Raw genomic sequence first — 18596 nt, 5'->3', positions numbered from 1 at the left:
GCGCCCGCGGCACGATCAACCACACGCTGCTGACCATCGAGGCGCTGCGCAGCCGCAAGATCCCGATCGCGGGCGTGGTGATGAACGGCCCGCTGAACGCCGGCAACCGCGCCGCGATCGAGAAGCATGGCGGCGTGCCGGTGATCCTGGAGATCCCCGAGCTGCCGAAGGTCACCCGCGCGGTGATCGAGGAGCTGTCGCACGCCGTCCCGCCGCTGGGCGAGATCGTGTCCGAGGCTGTGGCCGCCGCCTGAAACCGCGGCGATACTCGCCTCTACTGGACCGGTTTCGCCGCCAGGCCCAACGGCTCGGCCACGGCCAGAAGGCGCTTGTCGCGCGTCCAGAGGGAAACCCCGGCCGTCAACCGGATGCTGGCCAGAAGGTGCGCGTCGACATAGCCGATGCCGCGACCGAACAGGCCGTGCCGGGCGATGAAATGCAGCACCTCCTGCTGCGTGGCGACATCGACCTGCTGCAGATCCTGCAGGGTCTGCAGGATCAGGTCTCGCCGGTGCAGGCTCCCCAGAGCCAGCTCGCCGACGATGAAGGGGTGCATCACGACCTGGCCGGCATTGAGCAGATGGGCCAGGACGCCGTCGGCCGATCGCAGATGGTCGACCCAGACCGAGGTGTCGACCAGGATCACGCGGGCTCCGTACGCCGCCGCGGCAGGGACTCCAGATCGGGCTCGCTTCCGCCGAGAGCCGCCAACCGCCGCGCGCTCTCCCGGGCAATGAGCGCTTTCAGCGCTTCCCGTATCAGGGCGGATCTCTCCTGCAGCCCGGTGAGGGCCTGCGCCTTGGCGAGCAGATCATCGTCGAGAGCCAGGGTCGTGCGCATGGGGACCTCCAAAACCGCAAGGCATGAAATTAGGCATCTTTGATGCCCGGATCAATGCCTTCCGGAGTGTGTCACCGCCCCAAACAGAACGGGCGCCCCAAGGGCGCCCGTTGATCCGACTGTTGAAAGCCTCAGTCCAGCGCCTCGTCCATGGCGAAGCCGCCGCGGCCGTCGAGGGTGAAGCGCCCTTCCTGCATCGCCTTGACCCAGCGGGCCGAGCGCTCGAGCCCGCCGAAGGCGAACAGGTGCAGCTGGGCCAGGCCGCAGCCCGGCTCCTTGGCGCGGTAGTCGGCCAGCTCGGTCAGCAGCTTGTCGGGCACCGACACCGAAGCCAGCTTGGCGATGTTCATCGCCTGCCGGGTCAGGAACCGCATCGACGGGCCGACGCCGCACATCGCGGCATAGTGGATCAGGCTCTTCAGCTTGGCCGGGCCGGCCAGGCCGAGATGGATCGGCAGCTCGTTGCCGGCGCGGCGCAGATCGCGGTCCCAGGCGATGATCGCCTCGGCGTCGAAGCAGAACTGCGTGGCGATGTAGAGGTCGGTGCCGGTCGCCTTGGCATAGGCGTTCTTCTCGGCGACGGCGCGGGCAACCTCCGCGGCCGGGATGTCCTTGCTGCCTTCCGGATGGCCGGCGACGCCGATGGTCCGGACGCCGTGCTGCTGCAGCAGCCCGGTCTCCAGCACCTGCATCGACCGGTCGAACGGGCCGACGGGCGACGACACGCCGCCGCCGATCACCAGCACCTGGTCGACCCCGGCCTCGCCGGCGAGGCGGCGGAGATAGTCGTCGAGCTGGGCCCGGCTCTCCAGGCTGCGGGCGGCGATGTGCGGCACCGGCACCAGCCCCTCGCCGCGCAGCCGCGCCGCGGTCTGCACGATCTCGCCGAGATCGGCGCCCGGCAGCATGGTGATGTAGACGCGGGTGCCGGCCGGCAGATGCGCGCTGAAGCTGGCGGTCTTGGCGGCGATGGCGGGCGCGGTCTCGATCGAGAGGTCGCGGAACAGGTCGACCACCGCCGTCTTCGGCGTCGGCAGCGAGACAACCTTGGTCGACCGATTGAACCCCAGCATCCACCGTCCTCCGTGAGCACGGCGCCATCACCGGCGCTTGGGTGACAAGATGGTGATGCGGAGGCCTTTGCGCTGCATTGCGCACGACCGGAACTATCCGGAAGGCGACACCGCGGCGCGATTGCGACAAGCTGCGGCGGTCATGGTATCCCCATGTCCGACACGCTCGGCTGCGACCTGGGCCGGCGACGATGGAGGACCGGATGCGCGCCCCGCTGCTGCTCATCTCCGCTGTGCTGCTGGCCGGCGCCGCCTCGCCCGCCTTGGCCTTCGACTGCGCCAAGGCGCGGACGCCACTGGAGAAGGCGATCTGTGCCGACACCGCCGCGGCCCAGGCCGACGACTCCATGAGCGCCGTCTATGCCGTGCTGCAGGGCGAGACCGGCAAGGCCGACGCCCCGGTGCTGCTGCGCAACCAGCGCGCCTGGCTGCAGCGGCGCGAGAGCGTGTGCCGCGACTGGAGCAAGCCTGACCCGACCTTCGACCGCGCCTGCCTGGCCCGCGAGACCCAGGCCCGGGGCCGCCTGCTGGCCGGCCTGGCGGAGCATGAGGGCCCGGGCGCCCTGCGCTTCCGCCCGAGCTTCAGCGAGCGGATCGATCCGAAGTGGAAGATCGAGGTGTCGATCGCCGTGCCGCAGCTCGCCGACGGAGCCGCCGCCGCGCCCGGGCTGGACGAATTGCTGCAGGCGACGGCGAAGGCCGCCGACCAGCCGGTCGACAACGATCCGCGCTACACCTACGACGCAGGCTACGCGATCACCTATGACAGCGGCGAGCTGGTGTCGGTGGTGTTCGACATCTACGTCGATCACGGCGGCGCGCATGGCCAGGGCGTGCAGGCGGCCGCCAATTACAGCCCGGCGCTGGGCCGGGCGCTCAAGGTCGACGACCTGGTCGACGGCAAGGGCATCGCCGCCCTGACGAGCCGCTGCCGCGCCCTGCTGCGGCAGGAGAAGCTGAAGCGCGGCGCCACGCCCGACATGGTCGATGGCGACCTGACCGAGCAGGCGGTGGCGGACGGCATCCGCTCGATCGAGGCCTGGCAGTTCCGCGGCGACAGCGTCGCCATCCACTATGACGCCTACGCCATCGGCGCCTATGCCGAGGGGCCCTATGACTGCGCCCTGCCCTGGGCCGAGATCCGCCGAGCGGCGAAGCCGGGGGCGCCGCTGCCGAAAGGCTGAGCCCCGGCCCCACCGCGGATGCCAGGACGCCAGTCCTTTGGCATAGTGGGCGGCGGAAGCGGATCCGCGCACGAGGTCCGCCGGCACCGAAGGGGGACCCCATGTCGAAGACAGCGCCGCGCGCCTGCCTGGCCGCGCTCCTGACCGCCCTGCTGCTTCCCGTTGGCCAAGCCTCCGCCGAGGACCCGGCGGCCTGGCCGACCCGGCCGGTCACCCTGATCGTGCCCTTCGCGCCCGGCGGCAACACCGACCTGTTCGGCCGCCTCTTGGCCGATGAGATGAGCAAGACCTTCGGCCAGCCCTTCGTGGTCGAGAACAAGCCCGGCGCCGGCGGCGGCATCGGCACCGAGGCGCTGGCCCGGGCCGAGCCGGACGGCTACACGCTGGGCATGGGCACGGTCGGCACCCATGCGATCAACCCGTGGGTGTTCAAGGATCTCGGCTATGACGCCGAGGCCGATTTCGCGCCGGTCTCGCTGGCCGCGACGCTGCCGAACCTGCTGGTGGTCAACCCGTCCTTCCCGGCGAAATCGATACCCGAACTGATCGCACTGCTGCAGGCCGAGCCGGACGGGCATAGCTATGCCTCCTCCGGCTTCGGCACCTCGATCCACCTCGCCGCCGCGGCCTTCGAGATCCATGTCGGCTCGCACATGACCCATGTGCCCTACAAGGGCAGCGCCCAGGCGCTGGGCGACGTCGTCGCCGGCCATGTCGACATGATCTTCGACAACATCCCGACGGCGATGGAACAGGCGCGCGCCGGCACCGTGCGGCCGCTGGCCGTCACCGGGCTGGAGCGCACGGCGATCCTGCCGGACGTGCCGGCGATGGCGGAGTTCATCCCCGGCTTCGACATCACCTCCTGGCAGGGGCTTCTGGCGCCGGCCGGGACGCCGCCCGCCATCGTCGAGAAGCTCAGCGCCGAGGCGCAGCGGATCATGCGCCTGCCCGAGATCCGGGCGCGGGTCGAGCCTTTGGGCGCGAAACCGATCGGCAGCACCGCCGCCGAGTTCGCCGCCTATATCAAGAGCGAGAAGGCCCGGTACAAGCCGATCGTCGAGGCCTCCGGCGCCACGGCGCAGTAGCCGTCAGCGCTGCTCCGCCGCGATGCGCAGCCCCAGCGCGATCAGCAGGACGCCGGTGACGCCCTCGATGGCGCGGCGGATGCGCGGCCGGCGCAGCACGTCGCCGGCCCTGGCCACCGCAACGGCATAGGCGGCGAGCCAGAGGAAGGTCATCAGGCTGAAGACGAGGCCGAGGGCCAGGAAGGCGGTGAAGGCCGGCTGGCCCGCCGGCACGAATTGCGGCAGCAGGCTGGCGAAGAACACCGCCATCTTCGGATTGCCGAGGTCGCTGACCAGCCCCTGGCGGAACGCCGCTCCGCGGCCCAGGCGCCGCGCCGGCCGAGCGGCGGTGGCGTCCCCGCCCTCGCCCAGCCGCCAGGCGGCGCGCAGCGCGTGCAGGCCGAGCCAGACGAGATAGGCCGCGCCGGCATATTTCACCGCCAGGAACAGCGGTTCGGACGCCACCAGCAGCGCGACGATGCCGAGGCTGGTGGCGAAGGCCCAGACCGCCTGCCCGACCGAGACGCCGAGGGCGGTGAAGACGCCGCCGGCCCGGCCGCCGAACAGGGTGTTGCGCACGGTCACCGCGGTGTCGGGGCCGGGCGTGACGATGACCAGCGCCGACACGCCGAGAAACGCCAGGATCGAACTCGCCAGCATCACTGTCCTCCCGCCTTTCGCCGATTGATCGACGGTAGCGGCGCGGCCGGCCCAGTGTCGAGTCAGCCGCTCCTCTCACCGTCATTGCGAGGAGGCGAAGCCGACGAAGCAATCCATCGGCCCGCATAAGCGGCACCATGGATTGCTTCGCTGCGCTCGCAATGACGGTGCTGGGGACGGCCATACGGTGCCGGACGGCCGTCGGGGCGGGTTTCAGGCCGGACGCCCGCCCGGCCGTACCCCGAAGCTGGCGAGGAACCCCAACATCCCCAGCAGCGCCGCGATGCCGAAGACCCAGGTGGCGGCGTGGATGATCGCGGCCGGGGCCAGCGCCGCGGCCATGCCGGCCTCGTTGGCGACCAGCCCGGACAGCGCCGCGCCGATGGCGTAGCCGCCGGATTGCAGCGTCGGCAGCAGGGCCGAGGCGGAGTCGCGCTCGCCGGGCCGCGCCGCCTCCATCACCGCCTGGCTGAGGAAGGCCCAGGAGATGCCGAAGCCGGCGCCGATCAGCACCTGGCACAGCATCAGCAGCCAGGGCTGGCCGGTGACCAGCGCCGCCATTACCCCGAGCAGGCCGAGGGCCAGCAGGGCCGGCCCGAGGCGGATCAGCCGGCGCTGCGCCTCCGCCCTCGCGATGCCGGAGACCAGCACGGCAGAGCCGCTCCAGGACAGCGCCATCAGGGCGCTGATATAGCCGGCCATGGTCGGGCCGTAGCCCCAGAGATGCTGGATGGTGATGTTGAGATAGACGGTGGTCGCGGCCTGGGCCACCGGCATCAGCAGCACCACCCACAGGCCGGCGCCGACGGTGGAGCCGAAGGTGAAGGCGTCGGACGGGAACAGCCGGTCGCGGCTGCGCCGGTCGGCCAGCACCACCGTGGCCAGCACCAGCAGCGCCGCCGCGACGAGGGCCGCCGCCTGCCAGCTGCGCGGCACGATGCCGGCGACCGAGATCAGCATGATGCCGGCGGCGCAGCCGGAGAGGCGCAGCACCGGCACCGTGCCGCCGCCGCGCCGGTCGTCCCCGGCCGGCACCACCAGCCCGACCAGGGCGATGAAGATCGCGATCAGCGGCACATTGACCAGGAAGGCGGCGCGCCAGGACACATGCTCGGTCAGCACGCCGGACAGCAGCGGCCCGCCGAAGGCGGCAGCGGCCCAGACGATCGCCTCCGCCCCGAACACCTTGGGCATCAGCCGCGACGGGAACATCTCCGGGATCAGCGCGTAGCAGACGGCGGCCACCACCCCCTCCCCCGCGCCCTGGAGCAGCCGGCCGGCCAGCACCACCGGCATCGACGGGGCGAAGCCGCAGACCAGCGTGCCGGCGAGGAAGGCCAGCGCCGCCAGCAGCAGCGCCGGGCGGGTGCCCAGGCGCTGCTTCAGCATCGCCGCGGCGGCGCCGCCGACGATGGCGGCGACGAGATAGACGGTGAAGGCCCAGCTGATCAGCCCGACGCCGCCGAGTTCGGTCACCGCCGTGGGCAGGGAGGTAGAGACCAGGAAGGTGTTGAGCGCATAGAGCGCCACGCCCAGGCACAGCGTGGCGACGCCCGCGGCGTAGCGCCGGGTCAGCAGCTCGCCCCACCGGCCGTCGATCGTCTCCTCCATGGCCCGCTCTCTTTTTGCAAGTTTCTTCTTGTTATATCCGGTCGCGCCGAAAAGCAACCGCCGCAGCCGGCCAGCGACGCGAAAAGCCGCCGACGGCACCTTCCCGCAACCTGGATCGGCTAGCAGTCGCCTCGGTCCCGCCGCCGCCGGAGAACGGATCGCGGCCCACGTCGAACCGATGAGGATATCCATGCCCCTGACCCTGAAGACGATCGCGATGGCCGCAGGGGTGTCGCTGCTCGTGGCCGGCTGCGCCAATTTCAGCGGCGTCGACAAGCTGGTCGGCCAGAACATCAGCGTGGCCTATGCCAGGTTCGGCCCGCCGGCATCGACCTCGAAGGAGGGATTCTACACGGTGCACCACTGGTCGGGGCAGGAGCTGCAGGCCTATGAGGCCTTCGTCCAGACCGGCTCGGAATATGCGGGCCAGCAGATTGTCGGCATGCAGACCAATGTCGGCGGCTCACAGACGCCGATCATCCAGGACCAGTACCGCCCCGTCGGCTACAACGAGACCCGGTACAACGAGCTGGCCTGCGAACTGTCCTACACGACGGACGAGACCAACACGATCGTCGACTTCGACCTGGTCGGCAATATGTGCTCCGGCTTCCTGCGGTCGCTGTCGTCCTGACATGAAAACGGCCCGCCGCATCGACAGGCCGTTCCAAGCCCCTGCCGGTTCAGGAGGCGGTCTTCGCCGGCGTCTCGATCAGCTTGTATCCGCGCGCCCGCAGGCACATGCGGACGATGTCGTCCCGGCTCTTGAGCGCGATGGCGCTGCGGTCGGTCGTGCTCTCCCCCAGCAGCCCGGCGGAGGAGGCGCCGCCCACGGCGCCGACGCCGGTGGTCAGGGCGGTCGTCCCGATGTCGCCGCCCATGGCGAGGCCCAGCCCCACCCCCAGCGCCGTGCCGATGCCGACCTTCGCCGCCGCGCTTTCCCGGGTCTCGCCGGAAGACGACGCCTTGTCCTGGCAGATCTTGAGGTCGTTGGCGTAGTTGCGACCACCGGCGAAGGACTTGGCGGCATCGATCTGCGGGCCGCTGCCGCCGGACCCCATGCAGGCGGACAGGGCCAACGCCAGGGCGGCCCAGCCGGCGGTTCGCCCCGGCAGGGAGCGGACAGTGGTGCGAACGGACATCTTTCTTTCCCCCACGCTCTGATACGAGAACTTTCTCTTGCGGGGACGACTGCTAGCCGATCTAGGTTGTGGGAAGGTGTCGGCCCCGGCGTCTCGCGCCCGTCCGGCGACAGGGGAGTGCCATGACACGGATCCTGCTGGTCGAGGACGAGCCGGACATGGCGAGGCTGGTCTCCGGCGGCCTGGCCAAGAGCGGCTTCCTGGTCGACCACGCGGCGTCCCATTCCGAGGCGGAGCTGGCCCTGGCCGCGGCGCGGTACGGGCTGGTCCTGCTCGACCGCCGCCTGCGGGGCGCCGAGGGCCTGTCGCTGCTGCCCGCGGTGCGGCGCCTGCAGCCCGGCACGCCGGTGATCGTGCTGACGGCGCTGGACCGGCTGGACGACAAGGTTCGCGGCCTCGATGCCGGGGCAGACGATTACCTGACCAAGCCGTTCTTCGCCGAGGAGCTGCTGGCCCGGATCCGTGCCGCCCTGCGGCGGCCCGGCGCCGAGCCGGCCCTGCCCCTGGTCTGCGGCCGCGTGCGCTTCGACCCCGACCGGCGCGAGGTCATGATCGGCGACCACCCGGTGGCCCTCAACCGGCGGGAGCTGCTGGTGCTGGAGGCGCTGATCCGCCGGACCGGCCGGGTGGTGCAGCGCGGCGCCCTGCTCGACGCCGTCTACGGCATGGAGGACGATGTCCTGCCGAAGTCGCTGGACGGCCATGTCTCCCGGCTGCGCCGCCGGCTCGCCGAGCTGGAATCGGGCGCTGAGATCCATCCGGTCCGGAACGTCGGCTACATGCTCAGGCCGGTCTGATGCTGAAGACGTCGCTGGCGTGGCGCCTGATCGCCTGGCTGGTCGTGATCCAGTCCATCCTGTCGGCGCTGGCCCTGGCGGCCTCGCTGGCCCTCTGGAACGGACCCGGCGACGAGTATTTCTTCCTGCACGAGACCCTCAAGGCCCGTGTCGCCGACACGCTGGTCCGGCAGCCCGACGGCTCGCTGGCGATCGCGGACACCTCCACGCTTCGCCAGTTCCGCCAGGATGGGCCGCGGGTCAAGACCGCGGCGATGAAGGACGGGATGATGCTGGAAGGCTCCGCGCCCGAGATCGTGGCGGCGATGCGCAGCCTGCGGTCCCCGGAACTCGCCGGCGGATCGGCGTTCGTCCGGGAGGGCCCGTTGGCGGGGCTGACCATCGTCGCGACCGAGTTCGAGACGCCCTACGGCACCATCGTCGCCATCGGCGCCGACAATCTCGTCAAGACGGCCGACCTGCCGGCCATCCGCACCTTCCTGGCCGACCATCTGATGCGCATCATCGGGTTCGTCCTGCTCGGCGCCGTGCTGGTCGTGCCGCTGGTCGTCTGGCGGACGCTGCGCCCGCTGCGGGCCGCAACGCAGGCGGCGGCCCATGTCGACCTGCGCAACCGGGATTTCCGCCTTCCCGACCATGGCGGCGTGCCAGCGGAGCTGCGGCCGCTGGTCCGGTCGATCAACGCGGCGCTCGACCGGCTGGATGCGGGCGTCAGCCAGCAGCAGCGCTTCGCCGCCATGGCGGCGCATGAGATGCGCACCCCGCTGGCAATCCTGACGGCCCGCATCGACAGCCTGCAGAACCCGGAGGAAGCGGAGGGCATGCGCGGCGACATCGTTCGCATCCGCACCATGGTCGACCAGCTGCTGTTCGTGGCCCGGCTGGAGCGCCGCGACATCCAGCTCGACGAGGATGTCGACCTGGTCGCGCTGGCGCGGAACGTCGTCGCCGAATGCGCCCCGCTCGCCATCTCGATCGGCCGCGACCTCGCTTTGGTGCCGGAGGTCGACCATCTGCCCGTCACCGGCAGCGCCCGCGCGATCGAGAGCGCCGTGAGCAACCTGGTGCAGAACGCGATGCGCATGGAGCCGGCCGAGGGGACGGTGGAGGTCGTGGTCCGGGCCCCGGCGGACATCCTGGTCATCGACCACGGCCCGGGGATCCCGCCGGCCCAGCGCGGGCTGGTGTTCGAGCCCTTCTGGCGCCGGGACGAGACTTATCCTGGCGCCGGCCTGGGCCTGACGATCGTGCAGGAGGCCGCGGCTGTCCATGGCGGGTCGGTCACGATCGAGGAGACGCCGGGCGGTGGCGCGACCTTCCGCCTGCGGCTTGGCTCCGGATGAGATTGCCCGCCGTCGGGCGTTAGCCCCTCACCCCGGCCGGGCGATCCGGTACAGCACATGCGGGCGCAGCGGATCGCCCGGCGGGACGGTGACGTCGTCGAAATCGGCGCCGGTGACATAAGCCAGGCCCAGCCGCTCCATGGCGCGGCGCGACGGGGTGTTGATGGCCGAGGTGTAGCCGATCACCGCCGGCAGGCCGAACCGCGCCCAGGCGGCATCGAGGCAGGCCCGGCCGATCTCGGTGGCGTAGCCCTGGCGCCAGAAGGCGCGGCCGAGGATCCAGCCGATCTCGGCCGGATGGCCGCCCGGCACCTCGGGGCCCGGGCGCGACAGCCCGGCGCCGCCGACCAGCGCACCATCCTCCTTGCGCTCGACCGCGACGAAGCCGAAGCCGTCCTCGGCCAGCGCAGCCATCGCCTCATCGATCACGGCGCCGGTCTCGGCCGGCGTCAGCACGCTCGGATAGTAGTAGCGGCGGACCTCTGGATCGGCGTTGACCGCGGCGAAGCCGGCGCGGTCGCGGCCCTCCCAGGGGCGCAGGATCAGCCGGGGGGTCTCCAGTCGCATGATCGTCGCTCCGCCCGGCCGGAGACCGATCCTATTCCAGCATGCCGAGGGCCTGCTTGTAGAGGTCCAGCAGCTCTTCCTGCTCGCGGCGGTCGTCCTGCTCCATCTTCCGCAGGCGGATGATCTGGCGGATGATCTTGGCGTCGAAGCCGGTGCCCTTGGCCTCGGCATAGACATCCTTGATGTCGCCCGCGATCCCGGCCTTCTCCTCCTCGAGGCGCTCGATGCGCTCGATGAACGACTTCAGGCGATCCGCGGCGATACCACCGACATCCGACATGGCAGGTCCTCAACAGGGAATTGGCTTTCAGGGCGCGGGACCATAAAGCGGCCGGGCCGGCCCGGCAAGCGGACTGTCCCGGCCCAGCGCCACGGCGGGAGTCCGGGCGGCGGCGGGCACGCCCAACGGTCCCGATTCGGCCATGGACGAATTGTTTCGTATTGCCTCTCCCGCCGGACGCGGGAGAGGTCGACAGCACGTAGCGCTGGCGGGTGAGGGCTGGTCCAGGCCTCGACAAAATCCCCTCACCCGGAGCCGCTTCGCGTCTCCGACCTCTCCCGCAAGCGGGAGAGGCAACGAAGAGCCGCGATCAGTGCTTATGCGAAGCGTCGAACGCCTTCTGCTGGCCGGTCGAGGCCTCCTTCTGGTGCTTGGCCTTCCAGCTCTCATAGGGCTCGCCATAGACGATCTCGCGCGCCTGGGCGTCCGGCAGCGGGATGCCGCGCTGCTCCGCCGCCTCGCGGTACCAGCGCGACAGGCAGTTGCGGCAAAAACCGGCCAGGTTCATCAGGTCGATGTTCTGCACGTCGGTGCGCTGGCGCAGATGCTCGACCAGGGTGCGGAAGGCCGCGGCCTCCAGCTCGGTGCGGGTCTTGGCGTCGATCTCGGTCATGACGATGTCCACGGGTTCCGGAACTCAGGATGTGGGGCTGGCGGAGGCGGGCTGCAGCCCCTCCTTGGTCTCCAGGATCAGACGGTCGACCACGCGGCGCAGCGCCTCGGCCTCGTCGGCGCCGCCGGCCAGGGCCTCGTAATAGGCGGCGAGCTGGCGATGGGCCGAGGTGCCGCGGGCGAGGATGGTGCGGGCATTCGCGATCTCGGCCTCGCAGCCCAGCGCGGCGGCGTCCTCCGCCACCATCGACAGCACCTCCTCCAGCAGCTCGGCATAGGGCACCAGCTTGCCCTTGCCCCAGTCGATCAGCCCTTCCTCGAAGCCGTAGCGCATGGCACGCCAGCGATTCTCCTCGATCAGCACGCTGCGGTAGCGGCGCCAGGCGATGTTCTGGGCGCGCAGGCGCCACAGCATGCGCAGCAGGCACTGGTAGAGGGCGGCGACGGTCAGCCCGTCCTCGACCCGGGTGCAGACATCGGTGACGCGCATCTCCAGCGTCGGGAAGCGGGCGGAGGGGCGGATGTCCCACCAGATCTTGCTGCCGTCCTCGATCACCCCGGCCTGGACCAGCGCCGCCAGCGTCGCCTCGTATTCGCCGTAGCTCTGGAACTCCTCCGGCATGCCGGTGCGCGGCAGCTCGGAGAACACGGCCAGGCGGTAGGATTTCAGCTTGGTGTCGGTGCCCTGCCAGAACGGCGAGGAGGTGGTCAACGACAGCAGGTGGGGCAGGAAGTAGCGGACCTGCCGCATCAGGTCGATGCGCAGATTCGGATCCTCGATCCCGGCATGGACATGGGTGCCGCAGATCAGCAGGCGCCGCACCGGCACGCCGAGGTCGCGCGCCAGCTGGTCGTAGCGGCTGCGGTCGGTGTGCTTCTGCGGCCGCCAGGTGCCGAAGGGGTGGGTCGAGGCGGCGATCAGCGCCAGGCCGTGCCGCTCCGCCTCCTCCACCACCGACCGGCGCAGCCGCGTCAGCTCGGTTCGCGCCTCGGCGATGCTGCGGCAGACCGGGGTGCCGACCTCGACCTGGCAGCGGAAGAACTCGCGGGCCACCGCGCCCTCATGCCGGTTCTCCAGCGCCTCGACCAGCTCCGAAGGCGGGTCCGGCACCAGGTCGCGGCTGGCCGGGTCGACCAGCAGGTATTCCTCCTCGATGCCGAGGGTCAGCGCCGGTTCGGTCATGCCACGGCCTGCAGCGGCTGGTACAGGGCCGGGTCGGCCAGGATCGGGGCGAAGATCTCGGCCATCCGATCGGCCCAGGCCTCGGCGGCCGCATCGGCGGCGATCAGGTCCTGCCGCATCTCGATCAGCACATGCGGCAGGCCACGCGGCTCGGCGTGGTGGTGGATGGTGTAGCCATGCTCGTTGCGGCCGGAATAGGGCTGGTTGTCGCCGACCGTGATCTCCGGGTCGCGGCGCAGCGCCTCCATCAGCGGCAGCGGGATGCGGCCGTCGTCGCGCCACAGCACCCCGACCTGCCAGGGCCGGGCAAAGCCGCGCATCACTGGCGTGAAGCTGTGCAGCGACAGCAGCGCCGGGGCCGGGCAGCGCGCCGCGATCCGGTCCAGCTGGCCGGCGATGGCGTCGTGATAGGGGTGGAAGAAGGCGGCGGCCCGCGCCGCCTCCTCCTCGGCGGTCAGCTTCGCATTGCCGGGCACGATCGCGCCGTCGCTGATGGCGCAGATCGAGGTCGGGTCGTCGAGCTGCCGGTTGGGGTCGAGGATCAGCCGCGAATAGCGGTGCAGCAGCAGCGTCGCGTCCAGCCGTTGGGCCAGGCGGCGGGAGAAGGCGTCGATGCCGATGTCGTAGGCGACATGGCGGTCCAGCACCCCCGGGTCGACGCCGAGCGTGCCGAGGGCTTTCGGGAAGGCGCGGCCGGCATGGTCGGCGACCAGCAGGGCGCAGGCCTTGCCGTCGGGGTTCACCAGCTCGAAGGGCGGCGGGTCGTCGGGTCCGAGGAGCATCATCGCGGGCACGGTAGCAGGGCGCCGCGAGGCTGTGGAGGCGCGACGCAACGCCAGGGTGCGCTCGCCAGAATTGTCAGACATGATATGACTGAGTTGACCAACCCGTCACGCCACCCGAGGTGACATCATGACCACCCTGCCCGTCTTCCCGGATCTCGCCGGCAAGGCCGTTCTGATCACCGGCGCCAGCACCGGCATCGGCGCCGCCGCCGCCCGCGCCTTCGGCCAGAACAAGGCCAAAGTGGCGGTCAACTACAATTCCAGCCGCGAGGCGGCCGAAGCGGTGGTCGCCGACATCAAGGCGGCCGGCGGCGAGGCGATCCTGGCCCCGGGCGATGTCACCAAGCCCGAGACCGCACAGCAGTTGATCGAGCAGACCGTCGCCGCCTTCGGCCGGCTGGACGTGCTGGTCAACAACGCCGGCGCGCTGGTCAAGCGCACCCCGGTCGCGGAGTACACCGACGAATTCGTCGACGCGGTGCTGGACGTCAATGTCCGCCACGTCGTCCGCTTCATGCGCGAGGGCACGGCGCAGATGCGCCGCCAGGGCGGCAGCGGGTCGATCATCAATCTCAGCTCGATCGCGGCGCGGCACGGTGGCGGCCCCGGCTCGGTGATCTACGCGGCGGCGAAGGGCTTCGTCGCCGTCGCCACCCGCGGCTGGGCCAAGGAGCTGGCGAAGGACGGCATCCGGGTCAATGCGATCTCGCCCGGCGTCATCACCACCCCGTTTCATGAGCGCTTCTCGACGCCGGAGCAGCTGGCGGCGATGCAGGCGACGATCCCGATGAACCGCCTCGGCACCTCCGAGGAATGCGCCGCCGCCTTCCTTTATCTCGCCTCCGAGGCGGCCGGCGGCTACGTCACCGGCCAGATGATCGAGATCAACGGCGGCCAGTACATGCCGTGAGGCGTCGGGAGGCCATCCGCCGGACGGCCTCCCTCCCCTGTCACTTCCAGTCGGTGCTGCTGCTCTCGCCGTTCAGGAAGGGCATCACCGTCGCCGGCAGCTGCGGCGACAGGAAGATGTCGTAATGGGTCACGCCGGGGATGATGGCCAAGCGGTTCTTCGACATGTGCTCGCGCTGCCAGCCAGCGTCGCGCAGCCCGCCGCCCAGCAGCTGGTAGAACTTCACCTCGTGCTCCGGCCGGTACATGTCGCTGTCGCCGAAGACCAGCATCACCGGCATGGTCAGCTTCGGGACGTCGGCCGACCAGTCATAGGGCTTGCGCATCAGCGCACCCATCGCGTCGAGCAGCCGCGGGAAATCCTCCGGCTTCGGCGCCACGGCGACGTACGACGTGTACATCGGCGTGTTCTTCATCATCTCGGCCATGCCGGCGCCGACCGCCGCCTGCTGCGGCAGCATCTCCGGATAGAAGCCGTCCTGGGCGTAGCCGGCCGAGACCAGGGCCAGGCGGCGCACCATCTCCGGATGCTGCACCGCCAGCTGGAAGGCGACGCCGCCGCCCATCGAATAGCCCAGCACGTCGGCCTGCTTGACGCCGAGCTGCTGCAGCACCGACGCCATGTCGGCGCCCATCGCCACCAGGTCGATCGGCCGGTCGCCCAGCGGCGTGCGGCCATGGCCCTGCAGGTCGACGGCGATGACCTGGCGCTTCGCCGCCAGCGTCGGCAGCAGCGGCCGGAACATGTCGATCGAGCCGAGCCCGCCATGCAGCAGCAGCAGCGGCTCGCCCTGGCCCCGGACCTCGTAATAGTAGCTGATGCCGCCGGCCTCGGCATGGCCGCTGCGGATGGCGGTGTCCTGGGCCTGGGTGGCGGCGGGTGCGGCGGCCAGTGCCGCGACGGCAAGTACACCGGTCAGGATCGTCTTCAGCATGTCGGGCTCCATCCCTGGCTGGCGGGTCGCGGTCCGCCATGATGCGATGGCCCAAGGACGCCGCCGCCCGCACGGCGCCGACATCCCCTCCAAAAAAAGTTCAAGGAGTCTCGTAGACGAAGATCCGGGAGGTGCCGTCCTCCGGCATCGCGGTCAGGCGCAGGCCGTCCTGCGTCGCCTCGACCAGCACCGGGTTGCGGGTCATGGCGGTGCCGTCCTCGGTCCACAGCAGCACCGGCACCTGGAAGGCCGGCCGGCCGGCGGCGAGGTCGACGATCTCGATCCCGCCCAGACCGAAGACCGGCGCGTCCGGCGTGCGGCGGAACTCGGTGATGCCGGTGCAGATGGCGCGGCCCACCGGCAGATAGGCGCAGTCCTGGTAGTCGAGATAGTGCTCGGGATTCAGGGTGACCGTCGGCGGGGTGGCGGCGTCGACCTTGCCCTCGGCATCCAGGTGCCAGGTGTAGGAGCGGCGCGACCCCCAGCTGACGCCATGCAGCGTGTTGTGGTCGGTGTCGTGCACCAGACCGCCGATATGGTCGTCGACGCGGCCGACCTCCACCGCCGCCAGCGTCTGCGGGTCGACCCGGTACAGGATCGACCGGCTGTTCGGCCGGTACTCCGCCACCGGCACCCACAGCCAGCGGCCGTCGAAGTCGATGCCGCCGGGATGGTAGATCGAGCCCTCGCCGAGGGTGATGTGCCCGATCTGCCGGCCTTGGGCGTCGAGCTTGAACAGATGGCCGGTGCCCTGGCCGGCATCGCGGTCCAGGCCGTCCTTCGGCTGCTTGTAGCGCTTGGTCGGCACGGTGATCTCGACCGAAGAGAAGACCAGCCCGTCGCCGGTGCGGGCGAAGCCCTGTGGATGATAGGTCTGGAACGGCACCGGGATGGTCTCGACCAGCCGCCACGGGGTCGAGCGCGACAGCCCCTCGATCCGCCGGCCCAGCACGTCGGGATCGGCCGCGACCGCGGCGGTGACGGTGGCCGCCAGGAAGATCCCGGCGGCCGGGACGGCGAAGCGATGCATGGCGAATCCCTCGATTTCGGCACGCGCATCCTGCCGCCGCGCCGTGACGGTTTGATGATAGCGCGATCGCCCGGCCGGCCCGCGCGGCGCGCCGGTCTCCCCTGCGCGGCCCGCCATGGCCCGCCGAGGTGCGGGCGGACTAAGCTCCCGGACATCATGACCGACGCCGCCCTGCCCGCCTCCTCCGCCCAGCGCTTGGCGCTGCCCGCCCTGATCCTGGGCGGGCTGGCGATCGGCAGCTCGCCGATCTTCGTGCGGCTGTCGGAGGTCGGGCCGGTGACGACGGCGGTGTGGCGCACCGCCCTGGCCCTGCCGATCCTGCTGCTGTGGTACCGGGCCGAGCGGGCGCGGGGCGAGGCGGCACGGCCGTCCAGCTTGGCGGATGGCCTCGCCCTGGCCCTGCCCGGCCTGTTCATCGCCGCCGACCTGGTGGCCTGGCACTGGGCGCTGGCCATCACCTCGGTCGCCAACGCGACGCTGCTGGCCAATCTGGCGCCGATCTTCGTCACGCTGGGCGCCTTCGTGCTGTTCGGCACGGCGATCCGCCCGGTCTTCGCGGCCGGCCTGGCCGTGGCCATCGCCGGCGTGGTGGTGCTGAAGGGCGGCGGCTTCGGTGACGGCGCCATGGCGGGCGATGCCCTGGCCGCGCTGGCCGCCGTGTTCTATGGCGGCTACATCCTGGCCGTCGGCCGGCTGCGCGACCGCTTCTCCGTCGCCACCATCATGCTGTGGACCAGCGCCGTCGCCGCCGCGGCGACGCTGCCGCTGGCGCTGCTGATGGAACCGACCTTCCTGCCGTCGAGCCTCTACGGCTGGGCGGTGCTGCTGGGCCTGTCCTGGGTCTCCCAGGTCGCCGGGCAGAGCCTGATCACCTACGCCCTGGCCTGGCTGCCGCCGGCCTTCTCCTCCCTCACCCTGCTGATCCAGCCGGTCGCGGCGGCGGCCCTGGCCTGGATCGTCCTGGCCGAGCCGCTGGGGCCGATGCAGGGGCTGGGCGGCGCCCTCGTCCTGGCCGGCATCCTGTTGGCGCGGAAGGCCTGAGCGCGATGACCGGGACCCGCCTGACCCTCAGCCTGCTGCCGGAGATCCTGGCCGTGGCCCGGCTGCCGGCCGGCGCGGCCCTGCCGGGCTGGGTCGACTGGTCCGATCCCTTCGTCACCGTCAGCCGCACCGGCGACGAGCTGTCGGTGGTGTGCCCCGAGGCGCGGGTGCCCGCCGACGCCCAGGCCGAGCGCGGCTGGCGCGGCCTCAAGGTCGAGGGGCCGCTGGACTTCGCCCTGACCGGCATCCTGGCCCGACTCGCGGCGCCGCTGGCCGAGGCCGGGATCAGCATCTTCGCGATCTCGACCTTCGACACCGACTATCTGCTGGTCCGGGCGGGCGACCTGGACGCCGCCATCGCGGTGCTGCAGCGGGAAAACACGGTGCGTGTCTGACCCGCAACACCGGCCCCGAAGGCGGGGATTTCCGCGCGGATCCGGGCCTCAGCGAAATATTAAGTCCGCGTAATATCCGAATCTCCGCGCACATTCGACGTTGGCGAAGGGCCGCGGATGTGATTTCTTCCGGCCCGTCGGTGCCGGGCTGGGCCTCGCGCACCGGCACGACATCCGGGAGTTCAGCCATGCCCAAGAAGCGCCCGTCGTTCCGCCGCACGCGCCAGACCAAGATCGTCGCCACGCTGGGGCCCGCCACCAGCTCGGCCGAGGCGATCCGCAAGCTGTTCGAGGCCGGTGTCGACGTCTTCCGGCTGAACTTCAGCCACGGCAAGCAGGAGGACCACGCCGCCCGGCTGGCCCTGATCCGCGAGGTCGAGCGCGAGTTCGACCACCCGATCGCGGTGATGGCCGACCTGCAAGGGCCGAAGCTGCGCCTGGGCACCTTCGCCGACGGCCCGGTCAAGCTGACCGAAGGGCAGAGCTTCCGCCTGACGCTGCAGAAGCGCGCGGGCGACGCCACCGGCGTGACCCTGCCCCACCCCGAGATCTTCGCCGCGCTGGAGCCCGAGCAGATCCTGCTGCTGGATGATGGCAAGGTGCGCCTCAAGGTCGTCGAATGCGGCCCGGACTTCGCCGACACGGTGGTCGAGGCCGGGTCGCGCCTGTCCGACCGCAAGGGCGTCAACGTGCCGAACGCGGTGCTGCCGCTGTCGCCGTTGACCGAGAAGGACCGCGACGACCTGCGCTTCGCCCTCGACATCGATGTCGATTGGGTGGCCCTGTCCTTCGTGCAGCGGCCGGAGGACATCGCCGAGGCGCGCAGGCTGATTGCAGGCCGCGCCCAGGTGATCGTGAAGCTGGAGAAGCCGGCGGCAATTCAGCACCTGGACGAGCTGGTCGAGCTGACCGACGCGGTGATGGTCGCCCGCGGCGACCTGGGCGTCGAGATGCCGGCCGAGGACGTGCCGTCGCTGCAGAAGCGGATCATCCGCGCCTCGCGCCAGGCCGGCAAGCCGGTGATCGTGGCGACCCAGATGCTGGAAAGCATGATCATGGCCCCGACCCCGACCCGGGCCGAGGCCTCCGACGTCGCCACCGCGGTGTTCGACGGCGCCGACGCGGTGATGCTGTCGACCGAG

23 protein-coding genes are annotated in these 18596 nt (G+C 70.9%); 10 read left to right on the top strand and 13 right to left on the bottom strand.

What is annotated here, in order from left to right; genetic code table 11:
• On the top strand, positions 1-254 hold a 254-nt coding region (locus ABDW35_RS13185), incomplete at its 5' end, for an AAA family ATPase (RefSeq protein ID WP_343714329.1).
• A 20-nt stretch (positions 255-274) separates the two neighbouring features.
• On the opposite strand, the gene ABDW35_RS13180 is transcribed toward ABDW35_RS13185, so the two are convergent.
• The 3 genes from ABDW35_RS13180 to ABDW35_RS13170 form a co-directional block, all read right to left on the bottom strand.
• A complete protein-coding gene (locus ABDW35_RS13180) occupies positions 275-646 on the bottom strand; it encodes a type II toxin-antitoxin system VapC family toxin (RefSeq protein ID WP_343714328.1) in 372 nt (123 codons plus the stop codon).
• Entirely contained in the window at positions 643-840 is a 198-nt protein-coding gene (locus ABDW35_RS13175; protein WP_343714327.1) for a type II toxin-antitoxin system VapB family antitoxin, read from the bottom strand. The genes ABDW35_RS13180 and ABDW35_RS13175 overlap by 4 nt, the downstream gene beginning before the upstream one ends.
• A gap of 131 nt (positions 841-971) precedes the next feature.
• Positions 972-1913 (bottom strand): metFprotein, encoded by a 942-nt coding sequence (locus ABDW35_RS13170; RefSeq protein WP_343714326.1) that lies wholly within the window; start codon positions 1911-1913, stop codon positions 972-974.
• A 203-nt stretch (positions 1914-2116) separates the two neighbouring features.
• Here ABDW35_RS13170 and ABDW35_RS13165 point away from each other — a divergent pair, with 203 nt between their 5' ends.
• Both ABDW35_RS13165 and ABDW35_RS13160 read left to right on the top strand, forming a co-directional pair.
• Positions 2117-3097, top strand: a complete 981-nt coding sequence (locus ABDW35_RS13165) for a lysozyme inhibitor LprI family protein (RefSeq protein ID WP_343714325.1) — start codon at positions 2117-2119, stop codon at positions 3095-3097.
• 101 nt (positions 3098-3198) lie between these two features.
• Positions 3199-4185: a tripartite tricarboxylate transporter substrate binding protein gene (locus tag ABDW35_RS13160; RefSeq protein WP_343714324.1), complete on the top strand. Its 987-nt coding sequence runs from the start codon at positions 3199-3201 to the stop codon at positions 4183-4185.
• Between the two features lie 3 nt (positions 4186-4188).
• Here the strand turns inward: ABDW35_RS13160 and ABDW35_RS13155 are convergent, their stop codons facing one another.
• Positions 4189-4824: a LysE family translocator gene (locus ABDW35_RS13155; RefSeq protein WP_343714323.1), complete on the bottom strand. Its 636-nt coding sequence runs from the start codon at positions 4822-4824 to the stop codon at positions 4189-4191.
• Positions 4825-5037: 213 nt separating this feature from the next.
• A complete protein-coding gene (locus ABDW35_RS13150; protein ID WP_343714322.1) occupies positions 5038-6435 on the bottom strand; it encodes an MFS transporter in 1398 nt (465 codons plus the stop codon).
• 190 nt (positions 6436-6625) lie between these two features.
• Here ABDW35_RS13150 and ABDW35_RS13145 point away from each other — a divergent pair, with 190 nt between their 5' ends.
• Positions 6626-7069 carry a hypothetical protein gene (locus ABDW35_RS13145; RefSeq protein ID WP_343714321.1) on the top strand — a complete coding sequence of 148 codons (444 nt, stop codon included), beginning with the start codon at positions 6626-6628 and terminating at the stop codon, positions 7067-7069.
• Between the two features lie 49 nt (positions 7070-7118).
• Here the strand turns inward: ABDW35_RS13145 and ABDW35_RS13140 are convergent, their stop codons facing one another.
• Positions 7119-7577, bottom strand: coding sequence for a hypothetical protein (locus ABDW35_RS13140; RefSeq protein ID WP_343714320.1), 459 nt, complete (start codon positions 7575-7577; stop codon positions 7119-7121).
• A 122-nt stretch (positions 7578-7699) separates the two neighbouring features.
• On the opposite strand from ABDW35_RS13140, the gene ABDW35_RS13135 reads away from it, so the two are divergent.
• Positions 7700-8374, top strand: a complete 675-nt coding sequence (locus ABDW35_RS13135) for a response regulator transcription factor (protein WP_343714319.1) — start codon at positions 7700-7702, stop codon at positions 8372-8374.
• Positions 8374-9717 (top strand): HAMP domain-containing sensor histidine kinase, encoded by a 1344-nt coding sequence (locus ABDW35_RS13130; protein ID WP_343714318.1) that lies wholly within the window; start codon positions 8374-8376, stop codon positions 9715-9717. Before ABDW35_RS13135 ends, ABDW35_RS13130 begins: the two co-directional genes overlap by 1 nt.
• 27 nt (positions 9718-9744) lie before the next feature.
• Here ABDW35_RS13130 and ABDW35_RS13125 read toward each other — a convergent pair whose 3' ends face one another.
• The 5 genes from ABDW35_RS13125 to ABDW35_RS13105 form a co-directional block, all read right to left on the bottom strand.
• The gene (locus tag ABDW35_RS13125) at positions 9745-10284 is read right to left on the bottom strand and encodes a GNAT family N-acetyltransferase (RefSeq protein WP_343714317.1); all 540 of its coding nucleotides are present in this window, start codon (positions 10282-10284) and stop codon (positions 9745-9747) included.
• Between the two features lie 31 nt (positions 10285-10315).
• The gene (locus ABDW35_RS13120) at positions 10316-10564 is read right to left on the bottom strand and encodes a DUF2312 domain-containing protein (protein ID WP_034834984.1); all 249 of its coding nucleotides are present in this window, start codon (positions 10562-10564) and stop codon (positions 10316-10318) included.
• Between the two features lie 310 nt (positions 10565-10874).
• Positions 10875-11177: a DUF1244 domain-containing protein gene (locus tag ABDW35_RS13115; protein WP_343714316.1), complete on the bottom strand. Its 303-nt coding sequence runs from the start codon at positions 11175-11177 to the stop codon at positions 10875-10877.
• Positions 11178-11201: 24 nt separating this feature from the next.
• Positions 11202-12359: a carboxylate-amine ligase gene (locus tag ABDW35_RS13110; protein WP_343714315.1), complete on the bottom strand. Its 1158-nt coding sequence runs from the start codon at positions 12357-12359 to the stop codon at positions 11202-11204.
• On the bottom strand, positions 12356-13144 hold the full coding sequence (locus ABDW35_RS13105; RefSeq protein ID WP_343714314.1) for an N-formylglutamate amidohydrolase: 789 nt from the start codon (positions 13142-13144) through the stop codon (positions 12356-12358). The genes ABDW35_RS13110 and ABDW35_RS13105 overlap by 4 nt, the downstream gene beginning before the upstream one ends.
• A gap of 127 nt (positions 13145-13271) precedes the next feature.
• Between ABDW35_RS13105 and ABDW35_RS13100 the strand changes: the two genes are divergently transcribed.
• Complete coding sequence (locus ABDW35_RS13100) at positions 13272-14054, top strand: SDR family oxidoreductase (protein ID WP_343714313.1); 783 nt, start codon at positions 13272-13274, stop codon at positions 14052-14054.
• A gap of 40 nt (positions 14055-14094) precedes the next feature.
• Here the strand turns inward: ABDW35_RS13100 and ABDW35_RS13095 are convergent, their stop codons facing one another.
• Positions 14095-14988 carry an alpha/beta hydrolase gene (locus ABDW35_RS13095; RefSeq protein ID WP_343714312.1) on the bottom strand — a complete coding sequence of 298 codons (894 nt, stop codon included), beginning with the start codon at positions 14986-14988 and terminating at the stop codon, positions 14095-14097.
• A 100-nt stretch (positions 14989-15088) separates the two neighbouring features.
• Complete coding sequence (locus ABDW35_RS13090; protein ID WP_343714311.1) at positions 15089-16018, bottom strand: DUF6454 family protein; 930 nt, start codon at positions 16016-16018, stop codon at positions 15089-15091.
• 156 nt (positions 16019-16174) lie between these two features.
• Here ABDW35_RS13090 and ABDW35_RS13085 point away from each other — a divergent pair, with 156 nt between their 5' ends.
• The 3 genes from ABDW35_RS13085 to pyk all read left to right on the top strand — a co-directional run.
• The gene (locus ABDW35_RS13085; protein WP_343714310.1) at positions 16175-17059 is read left to right on the top strand and encodes a DMT family transporter; all 885 of its coding nucleotides are present in this window, start codon (positions 16175-16177) and stop codon (positions 17057-17059) included.
• A 5-nt stretch (positions 17060-17064) separates the two neighbouring features.
• On the top strand, positions 17065-17454 hold the full coding sequence (locus ABDW35_RS13080; RefSeq protein ID WP_343714309.1) for an ACT domain-containing protein: 390 nt from the start codon (positions 17065-17067) through the stop codon (positions 17452-17454).
• Between the two features lie 188 nt (positions 17455-17642).
• Positions 17643-18596 (top strand): pyruvate kinase (pyk, locus tag ABDW35_RS13075; RefSeq protein WP_343714308.1); only part of this gene is annotated, 954 nt, incomplete at its 3' end.

Origin of the sequence: Inquilinus sp., from assembly GCF_039594555.1 — a bacterium.
In the GTDB taxonomy this organism is placed as follows: Bacteria; Pseudomonadota; Alphaproteobacteria; order DSM-16000; family Inquilinaceae; genus Inquilinus.
Note: the sequence above shows the minus strand (reverse complement) of the source record. Positions and strands in the feature narration are given on the sequence as shown.

What these genes read in the sequence shown, in the direction of transcription:
- ABDW35_RS13175 (WP_343714327.1), bottom strand. Translation starts at nt 840, where the DNA reads ATGCGCACGACCCTGGCTCTCGACGATGATCTGCTCGCCAAGGCGCAG.
- ABDW35_RS13170 (WP_343714326.1), bottom strand. Translation starts at nt 1,913, where the DNA reads ATGCTGGGGTTCAATCGGTCGACCAAGGTTGTCTCGCTGCCGACGCCG.
- ABDW35_RS13165 (WP_343714325.1), top strand. Translation starts at nt 2,117, where the DNA reads ATGCGCGCCCCGCTGCTGCTCATCTCCGCTGTGCTGCTGGCCGGCGCC.
- ABDW35_RS13160 (WP_343714324.1), top strand. Translation starts at nt 3,199, where the DNA reads ATGTCGAAGACAGCGCCGCGCGCCTGCCTGGCCGCGCTCCTGACCGCC.
- ABDW35_RS13155 (WP_343714323.1), bottom strand. Translation starts at nt 4,824, where the DNA reads ATGCTGGCGAGTTCGATCCTGGCGTTTCTCGGCGTGTCGGCGCTGGTC.
- ABDW35_RS13150 (WP_343714322.1), bottom strand. Translation starts at nt 6,435, where the DNA reads ATGGAGGAGACGATCGACGGCCGGTGGGGCGAGCTGCTGACCCGGCGC.
- ABDW35_RS13145 (WP_343714321.1), top strand. Translation starts at nt 6,626, where the DNA reads ATGCCCCTGACCCTGAAGACGATCGCGATGGCCGCAGGGGTGTCGCTG.
- ABDW35_RS13140 (WP_343714320.1), bottom strand. Translation starts at nt 7,577, where the DNA reads ATGTCCGTTCGCACCACTGTCCGCTCCCTGCCGGGGCGAACCGCCGGC.
- ABDW35_RS13135 (WP_343714319.1), top strand. Translation starts at nt 7,700, where the DNA reads ATGACACGGATCCTGCTGGTCGAGGACGAGCCGGACATGGCGAGGCTG.
- ABDW35_RS13130 (WP_343714318.1), top strand. Translation starts at nt 8,374, where the DNA reads ATGCTGAAGACGTCGCTGGCGTGGCGCCTGATCGCCTGGCTGGTCGTG.
- ABDW35_RS13125 (WP_343714317.1), bottom strand. Translation starts at nt 10,284, where the DNA reads ATGCGACTGGAGACCCCCCGGCTGATCCTGCGCCCCTGGGAGGGCCGC.
- ABDW35_RS13120 (WP_034834984.1), bottom strand. Translation starts at nt 10,564, where the DNA reads ATGTCGGATGTCGGTGGTATCGCCGCGGATCGCCTGAAGTCGTTCATC.
- ABDW35_RS13115 (WP_343714316.1), bottom strand. Translation starts at nt 11,177, where the DNA reads ATGACCGAGATCGACGCCAAGACCCGCACCGAGCTGGAGGCCGCGGCC.
- ABDW35_RS13110 (WP_343714315.1), bottom strand. Translation starts at nt 12,359, where the DNA reads ATGACCGAACCGGCGCTGACCCTCGGCATCGAGGAGGAATACCTGCTG.
- ABDW35_RS13105 (WP_343714314.1), bottom strand. Translation starts at nt 13,144, where the DNA reads ATGATGCTCCTCGGACCCGACGACCCGCCGCCCTTCGAGCTGGTGAAC.
- ABDW35_RS13100 (WP_343714313.1), top strand. Translation starts at nt 13,272, where the DNA reads ATGACCACCCTGCCCGTCTTCCCGGATCTCGCCGGCAAGGCCGTTCTG.
- ABDW35_RS13095 (WP_343714312.1), bottom strand. Translation starts at nt 14,988, where the DNA reads ATGCTGAAGACGATCCTGACCGGTGTACTTGCCGTCGCGGCACTGGCC.
- ABDW35_RS13090 (WP_343714311.1), bottom strand. Translation starts at nt 16,018, where the DNA reads ATGCATCGCTTCGCCGTCCCGGCCGCCGGGATCTTCCTGGCGGCCACC.
- ABDW35_RS13085 (WP_343714310.1), top strand. Translation starts at nt 16,175, where the DNA reads ATGACCGACGCCGCCCTGCCCGCCTCCTCCGCCCAGCGCTTGGCGCTG.
- ABDW35_RS13080 (WP_343714309.1), top strand. Translation starts at nt 17,065, where the DNA reads ATGACCGGGACCCGCCTGACCCTCAGCCTGCTGCCGGAGATCCTGGCC.